The organism is Ureibacillus sp. FSL K6-2830 (assembly GCF_038004145.1).
GTDB lineage: Bacteria > Bacillota > Bacilli > Bacillales_A > Planococcaceae > Ureibacillus > Ureibacillus thermosphaericus.
On the sequence record NZ_JBBOQR010000001.1, the window covers coordinates 2,073,379 to 2,089,617 of the forward strand.

At 37.1% G+C, this 16,239-nt stretch carries 11 protein-coding genes and 1 pseudogene; 6 read left to right on the plus strand and 6 right to left on the minus strand.

What is annotated here, in order from left to right:
* Positions 1 to 64 precede the first annotated feature (64 nt).
* Complete coding sequence (locus NSU17_RS10140) at positions 65 to 454, minus strand: hypothetical protein (protein ID WP_096549725.1); 390 nt, start codon at positions 452 to 454, stop codon at positions 65 to 67.
* Between the two features lie 180 nt (positions 455 to 634).
* Here NSU17_RS10140 and NSU17_RS10145 point away from each other — a divergent pair.
* Positions 635 to 748, plus strand: a pseudogene (locus NSU17_RS10145) (IS3-like element ISBce13 family transposase); the annotation flags it as partial.
* A 325-nt stretch (positions 749 to 1,073) separates the two neighbouring features.
* Here NSU17_RS10145 and NSU17_RS10150 read toward each other — a convergent pair.
* From NSU17_RS10150 to NSU17_RS10165, 4 genes are all read right to left on the minus strand, one after another.
* Entirely contained in the window at positions 1,074 to 1,502 is a 429-nt protein-coding gene (locus NSU17_RS10150; RefSeq protein ID WP_340436781.1) for a YwqH-like family protein, read from the minus strand.
* Between the two features lie 60 nt (positions 1,503 to 1,562).
* Complete coding sequence (locus tag NSU17_RS10155) at positions 1,563 to 2,321, minus strand: hypothetical protein (RefSeq protein WP_096549723.1); 759 nt, start codon at positions 2,319 to 2,321, stop codon at positions 1,563 to 1,565.
* Between the two features lie 75 nt (positions 2,322 to 2,396).
* Positions 2,397 to 2,981 carry a hypothetical protein gene (locus tag NSU17_RS10160; RefSeq protein ID WP_096549722.1) on the minus strand — a complete coding sequence of 195 codons (585 nt, stop codon included), beginning with the start codon at positions 2,979 to 2,981 and terminating at the stop codon, positions 2,397 to 2,399.
* A 357-nt stretch (positions 2,982 to 3,338) separates the two neighbouring features.
* Entirely contained in the window at positions 3,339 to 4,469 is a 1,131-nt protein-coding gene (locus NSU17_RS10165; protein ID WP_340704956.1) for a CdaR family transcriptional regulator, read from the minus strand.
* Positions 4,470 to 4,603: 134 nt separating this feature from the next.
* On the opposite strand from NSU17_RS10165, the gene glcD reads away from it, so the two are divergent.
* Positions 4,604 to 6,016: a glycolate oxidase subunit GlcD gene (glcD, locus tag NSU17_RS10170; RefSeq protein WP_063386437.1), complete on the plus strand. Its 1,413-nt coding sequence runs from the start codon at positions 4,604 to 4,606 to the stop codon at positions 6,014 to 6,016.
* Entirely contained in the window at positions 6,016 to 7,332 is a 1,317-nt protein-coding gene (locus tag NSU17_RS10175) for a (Fe-S)-binding protein (protein WP_340705502.1), read from the plus strand. The genes glcD and NSU17_RS10175 overlap by 1 nt, the downstream gene beginning before the upstream one ends.
* A 653-nt stretch (positions 7,333 to 7,985) precedes the next feature.
* Here NSU17_RS10175 and NSU17_RS10180 read toward each other — a convergent pair.
* On the minus strand, positions 7,986 to 8,324 hold the full coding sequence (locus NSU17_RS10180; RefSeq protein ID WP_096549720.1) for a thioredoxin family protein: 339 nt from the start codon (positions 8,322 to 8,324) through the stop codon (positions 7,986 to 7,988).
* Positions 8,325 to 9,411: 1,087 nt separating this feature from the next.
* Between NSU17_RS10180 and NSU17_RS10185 the strand changes: the two genes are divergently transcribed.
* Genes NSU17_RS10185 through NSU17_RS10195 form a run of 3 tightly spaced genes read left to right on the plus strand, consistent with a single transcriptional unit; the run spans position 9,412 to position 16,227 of the window.
* Positions 9,412 to 10,908 (plus strand): TIGR02677 family protein, encoded by a 1,497-nt coding sequence (locus NSU17_RS10185; RefSeq protein ID WP_063386431.1) that lies wholly within the window; start codon positions 9,412 to 9,414, stop codon positions 10,906 to 10,908.
* Positions 10,909 to 10,955: 47 nt separating this feature from the next.
* The gene (locus NSU17_RS10190; RefSeq protein WP_117017513.1) at positions 10,956 to 12,086 is read left to right on the plus strand and encodes a TIGR02678 family protein; all 1,131 of its coding nucleotides are present in this window, start codon (positions 10,956 to 10,958) and stop codon (positions 12,084 to 12,086) included.
* A complete protein-coding gene (locus NSU17_RS10195; protein WP_340704957.1) occupies positions 12,076 to 16,227 on the plus strand; it encodes a TIGR02680 family protein in 4,152 nt (1,383 codons plus the stop codon). Before NSU17_RS10190 ends, NSU17_RS10195 begins: the two co-directional genes overlap by 11 nt.
* Positions 16,228 to 16,239 lie beyond the last annotated feature (12 nt).

Genomic DNA, 16,239 nt, shown 5'->3' on the forward strand with positions numbered 1-16,239 from the left:
AGTGCGTTTCGCAGATAGTTTTAAAATGAAAAAAATGAGGCAAGATAAGGTTTCTCTCTTGCCTCTATTCAATTTTTGGTGTGGTAAACCGGTAATGAATTATTGGTGTACCGTCCTCTTTTACCTCGATTCGATTAATCAGTCGATGGAGAATATCCTCGGTTAATTCATCGAAATTTAGGAATTGAAGTAATTCCTTTTTGAGCTTTTCAATTGTTTCGATTACATCCTCGCTTTCCATCAATGAAAGAAGTTCATTTTTCTGTTCCATTAATTCAGTTAAATCCTTGTTCGTTGCTTCAATACTCTCTTGATATTCTTCATTGGTAATGATTCCGTCAGCTAACAGGTTGATGAATTTCCTTTTTCGATTTTTTAAAACATCCATCTGTTTGTTAATCTTATTGATTTTCTTTTGAGAATCCGATTTTGTACTTTTCGATTTTCTCTCCATCTTCTTTATATATTTCTCTTTATCAACTTGTTGAATTAAGGTTTGGATGTCATCTAGGATTGTTTCTTTTAGAAAATCCTCTTTTATCGTGTGGGCGGTACAAGTAGATGTAGTATAGATTTATGGACACAACTTGGTTAAGTCATTAATATTAAACTAACGAAAGGTTGTGTCCAAATCATGAGTCAAAAACGGTATAATCAAGAATTTAAACAAACAGTAGTTGAGCTTTATCGCTCAGGCACTCCAGTCAGTCAACTCTCTAGCGAATATGGTGTTTCAGAAGTAACGATTTTATCTAAGAACTTCGCCTTTTTTATCAAGCGGATCGCTCTCGCTTTTTCTCTTAATCTTATTTCCTCCTTAAGTAGCCCATACAAGAATTGTTCCGGAGTTTCAAACGGTATTTGCTCGTATACATCCGCAACATAAGCTAACCTCAATGACCTTACACAATTCTTTAATGTCCTGTTTCAATTGACAGCCTCCTCTCTAGGAGCTAATGAATCGTATTTACTCCAGTCCACTTCATAAGGATTATTATCACTAGGTAGCTTATCCTGTGCAATTAATTCATAGAACTCTTCATTAATCTTCTTCATGTTTTATTTCACTCATATTAATTCATTCCCCCCTCGTTTTTTAATTTTGTCCTTAGATTATATAAATCACTTCTTCGGTTTTCGTATTTATTAATATCTTCTTTTAAATTTTGAATTTGTTGATTTAAATCATTAATTTTTGTTTCTATTTTCGATACAATGTCACTTAATTGATTTTGATAAAGGTATCGATAATTTGAAACTAAATCTCCCAGACGAAATGAATGGAATTCAGTAGCTAATTTTCCGTGCCAAGTGGTTGATGTGAATTCTGGTTCTTTTGTTCGACGTTCATAGTTAGAGAACTCACCTTTGATATCTAGTAATTCTGACTTTACATTCTTTAATCGTTGTATTTTTTCCTCTTTATTCCCAATGCTTACGTTAGTCAAAGATATTAAATGGTTATAATATTGAATTTGCGAATTTACATAAGATAATGACATAAGAATCACCACTTTTTTATAAAGCTACTTTTTTAAATTATTTATGTTTTACAGATTTAATTACTTAATAATAATTTCTTTCCCTTTTTTTCGCATTTCTTTAATTTCGCTTTTAGAAGGTTTTAATAAATGAACGAAACTAGGGTTTGCTTTCATGAAAAAATATCGGTGGAAAAACTTAGCGCCAATGTATGCATAAAAGAAGGACATTAAATAAAAGATTAAAACAAGAATCCCAAGTGCTAAATCATCAGATTTAATAATCCAATTATGTGCAACAAAATAACCTAAAGCAGGAAAAATAGCTGCAACTGAATAATACTTTTCTTTTCTTGCTTTAATAAGTTCCTCCAATGCCCTTTCTTTATTGTTGACTGGTTTTATATTTGAATATTTTTTTATTTGATAAATAATCAATGAAACGACGGAAATAATAAATATAGCAAAGGAAATGAAGTAATAAATGGGTTCTGTGATATTTACGTAGTGATACGCCATTTTAAGCGCAAGTAAATAATAAGTATAGGAACCAATCGAACCAATCGAACCAATGAAAAGAATCAGTTCATATTGAATGGAGTAGCTATTCTTAAATAGTAGTCTTATCGCCCAAATATTAATGAAAATTAAAAAAGGCAATAATACAAAATGAAATAAGTTATTAGTTGGGTAAAACAAAGGAACTGCGATCAACACATCCAGCCCTGCAAAGGTGATTCCTGCAACTAAGCCGTTTTTTTGGAGCGAATCAAAAAACATTAAATGTTCTTGAACATATGTTGGTAAATGTTCTTTTTTTATTTCTGTATCGATTTTCATTGTCATCCACCTTTAATATTAGTATTACAAAATTGATTCCGTGGTTATATTGCTGTATCAGGCTCAATAATTTTTTTAAAATCCAAACCAACCAGCAACCGTACTAACAGCATTTTTTGCACTATTAGCTATAGAATTAACGGCATCTTTAACATGGTCGGTGATACTCTTTCCATTAATTTTGACACTTTCAAGTAATACAGAAATTCCTACGGATACTGCAGCAGCTACACCTGCACCAACAATAACTGGAGCCCCTAAAGTCCCAGCAACTCCTGCAACAACTCCACCTAATACCAATGTTCCTGCACCGATACCAACATCAACCGCTGCATCCCCAATAATTCTTGTTGCATCTTCACCATTATTTACATTTTCAACTACATTTTCTACAGTTGAAATCCCTATACCTATCCAACCTGCTTTACTTTTTAATGCACTTACTGCACTTGCTCCAGGACGAACATATGAAGACACTTTTGGTGGATTGCCCTGTCTTGCTTTTGCCTTTAAATCATCTTCCCAATATATTTTTGATTTCCTTCCATTTCTCGGAGGAGAAACGCCGATCAATTCAGGTTTATATAAACGATACTGGACTCTATTGTTACTTTTTACAATTCTTTCAATCTTAAATCCTTTTCGTACCTTATCATACACTTGATAAAATGCAATTGCCTCAGCAGTTATTCCAAACTGTTCACCTTTTTCATCAAAAGCTGCTTCTAGTTCAAAATCAATTGAAAAATTTTCTTCTTTCTCTGCAACTTTTTATCCTTATTATCGTTGTATTGAAGAAAATATTAATTGTACAATTGCCTCACCTGTTAAAAAGAAGCTCCAGTAGAGCAGTTCTTAATTACTTGTCTAAAAGGAAATTGCCCATTGAAAGACACTATGGAATTAATGCTTGCTGTATGGCAGCAATCCCAAAGTTTTCCTGCCGGTCGTCTCCCCGAACAACATTTGCCGATTGTCTTTTTTCATTCACTCCCGTTTCGATCAAATTATACGGACTTAACGGTTTAAAGAATTTAATAACAGTAACGATATATAAAATATGACAATTCCTTCTGTTGTTTTAGGGTTAATTCCTGTCAGCTCTTCGATTTTATTTAAACGGTAGTGCAGTGTATTAATATGGATATTCATTTCCTCTGCCGTTCTTTTGATCGATTGATTATTGTTCATATAGTGTTGTAACGTTTCGATTAGAATTTGATCTTTTTCCATCATATGAATGGTTTGCTTCAAAAAATCCTTTTGCATCTCTGTTGGGATATCATCCAAGATGATCTCTAATATAAGATCCTCATAAAATACAATGCCTTTATTTTTTCGCGCTACCTTTAATGCTTTTTGTGCTTCTTTAAAAGATTTATTGATCATGTGTTTGCAAGCTGTTTTTCCTATGCCAATAGCTAAAGTGCTTTTGTATCTGTTTTCGAATCTTTTTTTTAAATCGTTTAACTGACTGTAAAAATAATTTTGTTTATAAGAAGCATCCATCTTTTTTAATACTAAAAAGCGCTCTTGCCCCCATCGAACAATAAAATGTTTTTCTTTCCCGAAGATAGAATAAAACAATTCTATGATTTCTTTTTGAATTCGATGAATATCGTAATTATTTAATGTGTGTATCTCCAATTCCATGAGTGTGCAAACATGAGTGTCATACACAGGAATGCCTAACATAAACCCGCGCTCTAAAAAATCTTTATCCACAGATGAAGCATTGATCCATTCATAAAGATACGATTCTATTCCTCTTATTTCCCATTCGTTTCTTTCAGTATAATATGCTTCTTGTATAATGAGCTCTGTCATTCTTCTAATTAAGTCCGCATAAGGCTCCACTTGTTTCGGTTCGCCAGTTATTCCGATCACTCCAATTACCTTCTTATGAAACATAATGGGCATATTGATTCCTGCTTTGACGCCTTTCAGCACTTGTGCTTTGATTTGATCAATGTAAAGCTTTTGTTTGGACTTAATAACAATCGTAGCTCCTTCATGAAAAGAGCCGATCCGACTCTCATCAGTGGAGGATATGATGATCCCATTAATATCAACTAATATAATATCCTCTTTGACTACGTCCTGAACCTCTGAAATAATTTTAGCAGCCAGCTTTGGGGATAATTGCAACTCGTATCACCACCCTTTTGGTTAAAAAGACAATAAAATAGGCATTTTTGGTATGTTAATTATATCATCATACATAGATAATATGACTCTCATTCTTTATAATAAAACGAAAAGAATAAAAGTGAGGGGTTTGAATGATTGCTCCTGATATAAAGAGGGAATTCATAAATATTGTAGGAGAAGAAAATTTTGAAGATTCGGAAGTTGAAAGGTTAGTATATTCGTATGATGCGACTCCAAATTTTCAATCGATTCCGGATGCGGTCGTTTCGCCTAGAAATACAGAGGAAGTATCTAAAATATTGCAATTATGTAATGAAAATAAAATACCGATTGTTCCGCGGGGCTCTGGTACGAACTTATGCGCCGGCACTTGTCCTGTTGAAGGAGGAATCGTTCTTCTATTTAAACATATGAACAAAATTTTAGAGATCGATGAGGAAAACTTAACCGTCACATGTCAACCGGGAGTTATCACACTTGATTTAATCCATGCGGTGGAACAAAAAGGTTTGTTTTATCCACCAGACCCAAGCTCAATGAAAATATCTACAATTGGGGGAAATATTAACGAAAATTCTGGAGGATTAAGAGGACTGAAATATGGAGTAACTCGTGATTATGTGCTGGGGCTAGAGGCGGTTCTTCCTAATGGGGAAATTGTTCGAACAGGAGGAAAGCTAGCGAAAGATGTGGCAGGGTATGATTTAACACGCTTATTTATAGGTTCTGAAGGAACGTTAGGAGTGATTACAGAAGCGACATTAAAGCTGATCCCACTGCCTGAATCAAAAAAGACAATGCTTGCTTTATTTCAAGATTTAGAAGCTGCTGCGCGTTCCGTATCGAAAATTATTGCCAATAAAGTAATTCCGGCAACTTTAGAGTTTTTAGATCAGCCGACGCTAAAAGTAGTGGAGGACTATTCACAAATCGGACTGCCAACAGACGTTCAAGCCGTATTACTGATTGAACAAGATGGAACGCCTGAAAATGTGAGTAAAGATATGAAGGTCATGGAAGAAATATGCAGGAGTGAAAACGCCGTATCTGTACAAATTGCCCAGTCAGAAGAAGAAGCTGAAGCTTTACGAACAGCGAGACGCACCGCTTTGTCCGCCTTAGCCAGACTAGCACCAACTACTATTTTAGAAGATGCGACTGTACCAAGATCAGAAATTGCCAAAATGGTCAAAGCCATTAATGAAATAGCCGCAAAACATAACGTAAAAATATGCACGTTTGGTCATGCGGGAGACGGAAACCTTCATCCTACCTGCACGACAGATATTCGGAAGAAAGATGAGATGGAACGGGTGGAAAAAGCTTTTGCTGAAATATTTGCAAAGGCCATTGAACTGGGAGGAACAATTACTGGAGAACATGGAGTAGGAGCCATGAAAGCGCCTTATTTAGAATGGAAGCTAGGAAAATCTGGCATCGATGTGATGAAGTCGATCAAAGCTGCATTGGATCCAAACAATATTATGAATCCTGGGAAATTATTTGCAAAGGATACACGAAAACGAGTGGTGATCTCAAAATGATGACAGAATCAGAAAAGCAAAATATCCAACGAGATTTCAAGGAACGCATGGACGAAGATGAGCTGTTAAATTGTATGAGATGCGGTTTTTGTTTGCCATCTTGCCCAACTTACATTGTGTCTGGATATAAAGAAAGCCAATCACCAAGAGGAAGAATTGCCTTAATGAAGGCAGTTTATGATGGGGTCCTTCAACCGGATGATGAATTTGAAAAGTCTTTAAACTTGTGTTTAGGATGTCGTGCGTGTGAGCCGGTTTGTCCATCAGGTGTGAATTATGGACATTTATTAGAAGAAGCAAGAGACATAATTAACCAAAATAAAAAGCATTCTTTACCTGTGCGGGCAGTTCGAAATGTAGTTTTTAAACAACTATTTCCTAAAAAAAGTAATTTAATCAACATAACTAGCTTAGTTGGATTTTATCAAAAATCTGGACTTCAAAAAGCGGCACGTAAAATAGGATTTATGAAACTGTTTCCATATCATCTCCGGGAAATGGAAAAAATATTACCTGATGTTCCTGAGAGAAAGACACTGAAACAGCGATCTGAATATTTCCCGCCAAAAGGAGAGAAAAAAGCAACTGTTGCTTTCTTTTCCGGATGTTTAATGGACACGTTGTTTCTCGAAACAAATCATGCAACCATTCAATTATTGCAAAAAGCCGGGTGTGAAATTGTTATTCCTAAAACACAAGCATGCTGCGGAGCTTTGCACGGTCATAGCGGAGAAAAAGAACTAGCGAAAGAATTAGCAAAACAAAATATTGAAGCGTTTGGAAAAAACGAAGTAGATTATATTATAACAAACGCAGGTGGCTGCGGCGCTTTCTTGATTGAATATGATCACTTATTAAAAGATGATCCGCAATGGTCAGAGCGCGCTGAAAAATTTGTTGCAAAAATAAAAGACATTACGTCCATTTTATATGAGCTTGATTTTCACAAACAATTTCGCCTTTCACTTCCTGAACAAGTCGTCACATATCAAGATTCCTGTCATCTGAGAAACGTCATAAAAACGTCAAAAGCTCCTAGAGAATTGCTTCGTTCAATTAAAGGAGTAACATTCACAGAAATGGAAAATGCCGATAGCTGCTGCGGCTCTGCAGGCATTTATAACATTGTCGAACCGAAAACATCCATGGAAATTTTAGATCAGAAAATGGAAAAAATGAAAAAAACCAAAGCCACTACAATAGTAACAGCTAATCCAGGATGTTTCATGCAAATGAAGCTAGGAATTGAAAGAGAAGGATTAAAGGATGTAAAAGCTGTTCATATTGTGGATCTATTGTTAGAAGCAGCGAAATAACGAACAAGCACTATATTTGATGTAATTTTGAAACTTAATGTGAATGTTTAATTGCTAAGCTGCAGTTTTTTGTTCAGATGATTTTGGGGGAGGACTTTCTCTAAGAAGCGGACTTGTTTGAAGTAGCTTCTACTCAAGTGTCTCAGACCTTCGGAAGCATCTGTGTCTGATTTTAAGTTAAATTCAACATAAAATGAAGAAAAGAAACGGAATGTACCGCGCATGCATTCCGTTATTTCAACCGCCATCAAGATAGATTTTACGGTTGTGAGAACATATAGATTTTTCATGAATGAAATAACTAAACGTTTCTTTTTATTCCAGATTTCATTTTTATCATTGGAGATTTTTCTTGCGGCGTTGGCAAGTTTGCTTTCGTTTGATGATCCAGTCTAACTTTAAGCAGGCTCATTCCCTTTTAGAACAAGAATATTTTTTGGGCTGTCCAGAAAGTCAAAATCCACTGAAAATGAAACATCATAAGCATTGATATATCAACGTTTCTAAAATATTAAAGGGGCGTCTATAAGCCGGAAAATCGACTTATTAGACAGCCCCTATGTGTAGAAGACTCCGCTCATGGAATACATTAGTTAGCATTCCGCCTCTGTGAAACATCTCAGCCAAAAGGTGCCTATCACCACGCAAACAAGTTACGATTGTTCCGCTAAAAAATAAATTTTCTTCACTTTCTCCTTAAATTGTTCAACATGAACAAACCTCTCTTCTCGCAAAACCTCTTTTCCATCGACATACAAAATTAAAACAGGTGCGGTAAATATGGATAAGTGACCGGCTATGCTCGGAATATCATCGACGTTGATAAAGCCCATTTGAATCTTTGGAAACTCAGCCAGCACTTTTTCCACCTTTGGCAGCAAAGCATGACAAACACTGCAATTTGTTTTGGATATATATAAAAATGCCAAATGATGACTATTAATAAATTGCTCGACATCTTCTATGGAAAATAAATCATGGTTTGTCTGCAAAATTCATTTCGTCTCCTTTCATGATCAAAAAACTTACTTCATTATACCATAGGAAGGTATAAAGAAATTGAACAGATGCTTCACACGTTGAGAAGCAGGAGATTCACTTGGAGGGGCTTTAGAAGATGTGTATTGACGGCTTCTATTCTTTAATCGTTTGAATAGAAATATTTGAAAAACTGATTATGAACAAAAACTGGAAGTGATGAATCAAATTTGAGAGTAAACGTTCGATGATTTCAAATTGTGCGGATGATATCGCTTACCTTCACAGTAAAGAACACGGAAAAACGAATGATGTTAGAAGTCTTTCTTGTATATAACAAAGAAATTTTAACTTATTGCCCTTTGTATTGTTCTTGTTCGTTGATCTGCCGGGCAAAAATACCTTTTTCTATTTATTAGGCAGCTGGCAGCAAAATCAACGGATGCTCTTTTCTACCCCTTGTAAGTGAACACGTACATTAATTATGTTGAATTACACAAGTAATTCAGCCGCTTTGGTGCGAAATCATTCAACATTGCAGACCTTTATGTAGATTTTCTTCGTAAGAAATCTTCTCCAATAAATACATTAACCCCCAGCACCTAAGTACTGGGGAAAGATCGAAATGGAATTATTTTCGATGATTCAAGAAACCTTCGGGGAACTGCTTCAACAGGTGTTGGAGTACATCGATCACGAGTGCCCTTGGTAAACAAACGTCACTATGTGCATCAGACGAAATGAGCCGGTGTAGGAAGGGCTTGAAAGGTTTATGATGGAAGAATACGGCTATGACCCGATGATGGACTGGTTTTCTGAATGGAGATGGAACCGCGTGGATCACCGCTTGCCGCGAGTATTTCGGAAAACGGCAGGAACACCGATTTACAAGCATTAAAAGTGTTGAAAGGGTTTTAAAAAACAAAAGAGGCACACACAAACAGGATGAGATGGTTGGCGAACGCTTACAAAACAGATCGTAAAAACGAAATATACCCAAAAAATCAAAACAGCAAAAAAATCCCCATCAAAATCTTGTCTCAATCTCTCTGCAAATCTATTACAATAGAAATAAAAACATAATTTATAAGGTGATGCATAATGGATTCTTCATGGCTGAAGCCGATTTCTGAGGCAAAGTATTTGGCAACGGACAATGCTTATCGCTATCGGGCGATTTTACGATATTTTTATATGCAGCATGAACGAATGCGGCAATATTTGTTTCCTGAAGAAGTATTTGCATTTTTAAAAGAACATAAGGAGTTTCAGAACTATACGGAAGACGATCTCCAGCAGGATTTAGATCAGCTTGTCAAATGGAAAAACTTAATTGCTCGGCAAGAGACGGTGAATATTCGCACAATCGAAGAATTTAAAAAGAAACGGTTTCGTTATCAATGCAGTCCTTACACGGTTGAAATTGAGAGGATGATCCGCACGTTAGAGAAGCTAGGGGATTCATTCGGAGGATCTTTAGAAAAAACTCGTTTTGACCGTTTATACTCTTCACTCGTTCGAATAGAAAATATTATACAAAACGATTTTCAAGAAAAACGAGAAGAGATTAATCAAATTTGGGAAGAAACATTCGATTATTTCAAAAAAATCATTCAAAATTCTGCGGATTACATCGCTTACCTTAACAGTGAGAACACGGAAGAACGAATGATGTCGGAAGCCTTTCTTGTATATAAAGAAAAATTTACGACATATTTACGCGATTTCATCGTTGCCTTACAGAAAACATCGTTAAAAATTGAAAAGTTGTTGGAAGATATCGCAGAAGATGATGTTCACAAACTAGTCGCAATTGTTGCTGATTATCAAATGACGATTCCTCGATTAGAAGAAATGGAAGTGACGAAAGAACAACTTGAAGAAGATTTATTCGAAAAGTGGAGAGGTCTAAAAGAATGGTTTTTAGGCAGAGAAGGACGTGAAAGTGAATTGTATTTTCTTCAGCACCAAACGAATGAAGCCATTCGCCGCATGACTCGGGTCGTGCAAAGGCTGGGGGAACGTCATCACAATTTCCGCAGCCGCAAGAAAGATTTTCTCCATTTAGCAAAGTGGTTTTCCGAGCTTCCGAGTTTAGTAGATGCCCACCGACTATCCTCTGTTGTTTTCGGCTGTTTCCATACAAAGCATCTCATAACAGAGAACGATGCAACAGAAAACTTTTATCGCGATATTTGGGAAGAAGAGCCGACAGAATGGACGGTAAAGCCTCGCGTTCGCCATTACCGTGAAAAGAAAAAGCCGGAAGCGATCGAAACACATGAAAAAGAGAAACAGGAGATGAAGGAGAAATTTTTGCTGGAGAAAAAACGTGAGAAAGAAGAGTTAGAGAACCTCATTCAAGACAATAAAATCGTATTACGAGAGTTGCCGGTGATCGAACCGCACATTCGAAAAACATTGTTAAGCTGGATAGCAAAATCAATGACAAAACAAGACGGAGTCGTAAAAACGGAAAACGGGTGGAAAGTGAAAATCTTGCAAAAGGATTCTTCCTCGATTCAATTGAAAGCCTCTGACGGTACACTTACGATGCCGAATTATGAACTTTATGTCCTCGAAAAGGGAGAGATGTAACATTGGAAAAGACGGAGCAAGGGTTTGATGAAAAAGCGAAAGAAGCCATGACAGCCCTGTTTGAAAACTTCTGGATTGTCCGGGAAGAGGAACCAGAGCTTTATCAAAAGATTAGAGAACGTGAAAAAGTATTGAAACGTTACTTGCAAGAAAAGTTTGGATATCGGCTAATCATTCACCGCTATTTTGCAAAGCTCGAGAAAATCCCGGCTGAGCCAGAATCGTGGATGGGTATTCAAGATTTTCAAGATATATTAGATTATGCCTTGTTTTGCTGCTTATTAGCATATTTAGAGAGCAAAGCCGTCGATGAAAAATTTCTTCTGTCCGATTTATGTGAAGAGATTCAAGCGATGTATCCTGGGGAACTGCCAATCGATTGGACGAATTATCAACATCGGAAGTCGCTCATTCGCGTGCTGAGAACGTCGGAGCAAATTGGTATCGTAAAACGCGTCGATGGGGATCTTGAAGGGTTTGCAAATAAAGAAGACCATGAAGCACTCTATGAAGTTCCCGTTGTATCCCGCTATTTTATGAGATCATATCCGAAAGACTTGTTTCAATATGAAACGATAGAGGAGATTTTAGAAGAAGAATGGAAAGCGTCCCCGCAAGACTATCGCCGCCATCGGATATATCGGCAACTATTTTTGTCGCCAGCCATTTATCGAAGACAAAAAGACGATCCTGACTTTTATTATTTAAGAAACTTTCGCCATCGCTTGCGGGAAGATATTGAAAAACATACTGATTATCACTATGAACTTTTTAAAAATGCGGCACTTTTAACTTTACCGGAACGTCAAAGCCGCTATACGCTGTTTCCGGATCAAAAAGGTACTTCGGAGATTATTCTTCATTTTTCCAAAATTATTCGCCAGCATCTTGATGTTCACATGCCTGATGAATATGGACAAATCCGCTTAACACCAAATGATTTTTTAGGTCTGTTAAAAAAATGCCGTGACGAATTTTCCGAAGGATGGAGTAAAACATACCGCGACATGACAATCTCTCAGCTTTCTGATGAAGTATTGAGTGCATTAAAGGAGTGGAAAATGGCAGAACGTGAAGCGGAGACTGGGATGATTATTCTCTACCCTCTTTTAGGTCGATTAGTCGGAACATATCCTGATGATTTTCTAATGAAAGGAACGAATGAAGATGACGAGTAAATGGGAGTTATATCGAGCGGGAGTGTTAAATTTTTGGTATTATGATGAAGAATTTTTTCATTTCGCAGACGGAAAACTTTTATTGCGTGGAAGCAACGGCTCCGGCAAATCGGTGACGATGCAAAGTTTTCTTCCGGTTCTGCTTGATGGAAAAAAGAGTCCTGACCGCCTCGATCCGTTCGGTTCCCGAGCTAGAAGAATGGAAGATTACTTGCTTGGGGAAAAAGAACTCGTCGACAGGGATGAACGAACAGGCTATTTATTTTTAGAATATAAGCGAAAAAACTCTGAACAATATATCACAACGGGTATCGGCTTACGGGCAAAACGGCAGAAAAATATGGATTTTTGGGGATTTGTCGTTTTTGACAATCGGCGCATCGGCAAAGACTTGCGTTTATATAAAGAAGAAAAGACAGACGGGAAGACGCAAAAAATTCCTTTAACGAAACGGGAGTTGATCACTGTTATTGGTGAAGGCGGTACGGTTGTTGATTCGCAACGTGAATATATGGAGTTAGTGAATAAACATATTTTTCGATTTGAGTCGCTTGATGCGTTCCACGAATTGATTGAATTACTCATTCAATTACGCAGTCCGAAGCTTTCAAAAGATTTTAAGCCAACTGTGATCTACGAAATATTAGAAAGCTCGCTGCCAGCACTTACAGATGAAGAGCTGCGACACTTGTCAGAAACGATAGAAAACATGGATCAAGCAAAACAACAATTAGAACAGCTTGAAAAAGACGAGAAGGCTCTAAAGCATCTTTGCCAGCATTATTCGACTTACAATGAGTATATGTTGGCTGAGAAAGCGAATGAATATGTAAAATCGGAAAAAAGATTTAAAAAGTTAGCTGAAGAAAAGAAACAGTTTGTCGCACAACATCGTGAATATGAGGAAACACTTGCGACATTGAAAGAAGAGACTCAACAATTATCGATTGAACAAGAAGTGCTGCGTAAACGGGAACTTGATTTATCCAATCATGAAGTGTTTCAGGCAGAAGAAAAGCGTAATGAAACAGCGGAAAAACTGCAGAATGTAAACAAAGAGCTCAAAAAGAAAGAAAGATTTATAGATGAAAAACGAGAGCAAGAACGGAAAATTGAACAAAACTTAAACATGTATGAAGAACGTTTCGAACAGTTGTTGAAAAAGCTAACAGAACAGTTAGAAATGATGCGGAACGATGCGTTAGAAAGCTCTTTTTCCGAGCATACAATCAACGAAGAAGATTTTCAGCGGAACCGAGAATATGAATTTGATTTTACCGTATGGAAGCGGGAAGCTAATGCACATTTTGATCGACTGGAGCAAATTAACGGACTTTGGAAAGAACATGATGAAATTCAATTACGTTATGAAGAAACGTATAAAGAGCTCGGCGAATTAAATAGGGAATTAGATCAACTAAAAAATGAAGAGAAAAAATGGTATGAACTGGTTGAAGACGAAAAATCCCGTTTGCAGGAAAGCGTGTTTGAATGGAGCAAAATGTATCCGGATATAAAGGTGGATGACGAAGCATTTCAAGTATTTTTACAAAGGTTGAATGAGCTATATGAGCGCTATCATTTCGAAGAGGTGAAACGACCGTTTACAAATCAATATTATCAATCTTTAGAATCGTGGAAAGCGGAAAAAATTAAAAAACAACATGAAATGAAATTGATAGAAAATGAAATTCGTGAAACGGAAGAAAAATTACGCTATTGGAAGGAACAAAAAGATCCTGAACCAGAACGAGACATGCAAACGGTGCAAACAAGGGTTTTGTTAAAAGAGAAAGGAATACCTTACGTTCCGTTTTATGCAGCTGTGGAATTTCAGGAGCACGTTTCTGAAGAGTTGAGGGAACGGATCGAATCTACATTAAATCATGCTGGATTGCTCGACGCTTTAATTGTGGAAGCGGATTTAGATATCCAATATGATCGAGTAATCATGCCAAACCCGGCAATGATGGCACACACGCTAGAGGATTATTTAAAACCTGATGTAGAGAATGACTCAGGTGTTACTAAGGAACGAATCGAAGCGGTATTGCGCAGTATTATCGTATCGGACGAACCGCAAGAAAAGGATTATTTTGTCATAAACGAATCCGGACAATATTCACTAGGACTTTTAAAAGGACATGCCCCTGAAAGGGAAAAGGCAAAGTATATTGGAAGAGCCGCACGGAAACGGCTGCGTCTTGAGAAAATTCAGCAATTTGAGGAAGAATTACAGCTTTTAAACACTCAACTCAGAGAAAAACGAGAGCAGCTGGTAGCCATTGATGAACGAATCCGCCACATTACGGAAGGGTTTCAATTGTTTCCAACTGACAAAAATGTCAAATATGCCTATGACCAGTGGGAGCAAACGAAACTCCTGGCAGCAAGCAAAGAACAAGAAACAGTAAGGAAAAATGAAAAACTCGGACAAATCGCTAGAGAATGGCAGCAAGTGAAAAATACTTTGCGCAACAAGACAGAAGGACTGGACCTTAAGTTTTCAAAAAAAGGGTACGAAGATGCTTTGTCTTATATGAAATCATATTTAAAAGAGTTAAATGACGTACAAATTACTCATGGAAACATTGTGCACACCGATGAAATGATCAAAAATCTAAATGATCAGCTTGAAACATTACAAAACGAAATAGACGAAGCGAAAGGCGAAATCAATGTTCTTCTCGATCAACAACAGCGGGTATCACTTGAACTTGAGCATATCGAATCGATGTTAACGAAAATGGGAGCGGAACATATTCGCCAAGAGATTCAACAGATTCGAGAACGATTAACGTTTTTAAAAACGGAAATTCCTGAGATAATTAAGAAGCAAGAAGGTATAAGGAATCAACTTTCAAACATGGAAAACAAATTAAGCAGTTTAGAGAGAAAACTGGAATTTGCAAAGGTTCTTGTCCAAGCATGGGAAGAGCTATTTGCCAAAGAATTGGAACGAGGGCTAGTGTTTGTTGACGAAAATGAAACAGGCTCACTTTTGGACAAAGCAATAGACATTTCCAAGAAATATGGTTCTGTATTAAAAGAGAATACACGACTTTCTGTCACCGAACGATTAAACCGAATATTTTTCCAAGAACAACCGAATTTAATCGAATATCGTCCGACACAGGAACCTGCCGATTGGAACAAACAAAATCCGTTCGTCGAGCTTTCATTAGATGAGGAATCGGAGCTAAAAGCGAACGATTGGAAGGAAAAAGCAGGACGTATCATCATTTTACTAGACTACAAAGGACAACGCGTCACACCATATTATGTATTAAAAGAGATTGAAAAAGATATATTGCTGCAAAAAGAATATATTAACGAACAGGACCGCGAATTGTATGAAGATATTATTTTGAAAACGATCGGGCGAATATTGCGAAGCCGCATACAGCGTGCCGAACGCTGGGTAAAAGATATGAACGCATTAATGGAAAAACGTGATACTTCTTCAGGTCTGACGTTTTCAATTCAATGGAAGCCGAAGACCGCGGAAACCGAAGAAGAAATGGACACGAAAGATTTAGTCGAATTGTTGCGAATGAATTCGCGGCTGCTAAAGGAAGAAGATTTGCAGCGGGTTACGATGCATTTCCGCTCAAAAATCAACCGAGCGAGAGAAATGCTTGAAGAAAGTGGGCAGGGCAATACGCTTCACCAAGTCATTAAAGAAGTGCTCGATTACCGAAAGTGGTTCTCGTTTACGCTTTATTACCAAAAAACAAATGAACCAAAGCGGGAATTAACGAACCAAAAGTTTTATAAATTTAGCGGCGGAGAAAAGGCGATGGCGATGTATATTCCTCTTTTTGCCGCGGCATATTCACGATATCAAGAGGCTGCAGAGGATGCTCCATATATTATTTCGTTAGATGAAGCGTTTGCCGGCGTTGATGAAAATAACATTCGTGATATGTTTGCTTTAGTCGAAGAGCTTGGTTTTAACTATATCATGAACTCTCAGGCGCTTTGGGGAGACTACGACACGGTACCATCGCTTTCTATTTGCGAGCTAGTTCGTCCGAAAAATGCACCGTACGTTACGGTTATTCGTTATCATTGGGATGGAAAAGTGAAACGACTTGCGTCAAATCTGGATGAAGAATTTACTTTTACATCATCCATATAGGAAGGATGGTTC

What these genes read in the sequence shown, in the direction of transcription:
- NSU17_RS10175 (WP_340705502.1), top strand. Translation starts at nt 6,016, where the DNA reads ATGACAGAATCAGAAAAGCAAAATATCCAACGAGATTTCAAGGAACGC.
- NSU17_RS10140 (WP_096549725.1), bottom strand. Translation starts at nt 454, where the DNA reads ATGGAGAGAAAATCGAAAAGTACAAAATCGGATTCTCAAAAGAAAATC.
- glcD (WP_063386437.1), top strand. Translation starts at nt 4,604, where the DNA reads ATGATTGCTCCTGATATAAAGAGGGAATTCATAAATATTGTAGGAGAA.
- NSU17_RS10150 (WP_340436781.1), bottom strand. Translation starts at nt 1,502, where the DNA reads ATGTCATTATCTTATGTAAATTCGCAAATTCAATATTATAACCATTTA.
- NSU17_RS10185 (WP_063386431.1), top strand. Translation starts at nt 9,412, where the DNA reads ATGGATTCTTCATGGCTGAAGCCGATTTCTGAGGCAAAGTATTTGGCA.
- NSU17_RS10190 (WP_117017513.1), top strand. Translation starts at nt 10,956, where the DNA reads ATGACAGCCCTGTTTGAAAACTTCTGGATTGTCCGGGAAGAGGAACCA.
- NSU17_RS10155 (WP_096549723.1), bottom strand. Translation starts at nt 2,321, where the DNA reads ATGAAAATCGATACAGAAATAAAAAAAGAACATTTACCAACATATGTT.
- NSU17_RS10195 (WP_340704957.1), top strand. Translation starts at nt 12,076, where the DNA reads ATGACGAGTAAATGGGAGTTATATCGAGCGGGAGTGTTAAATTTTTGG.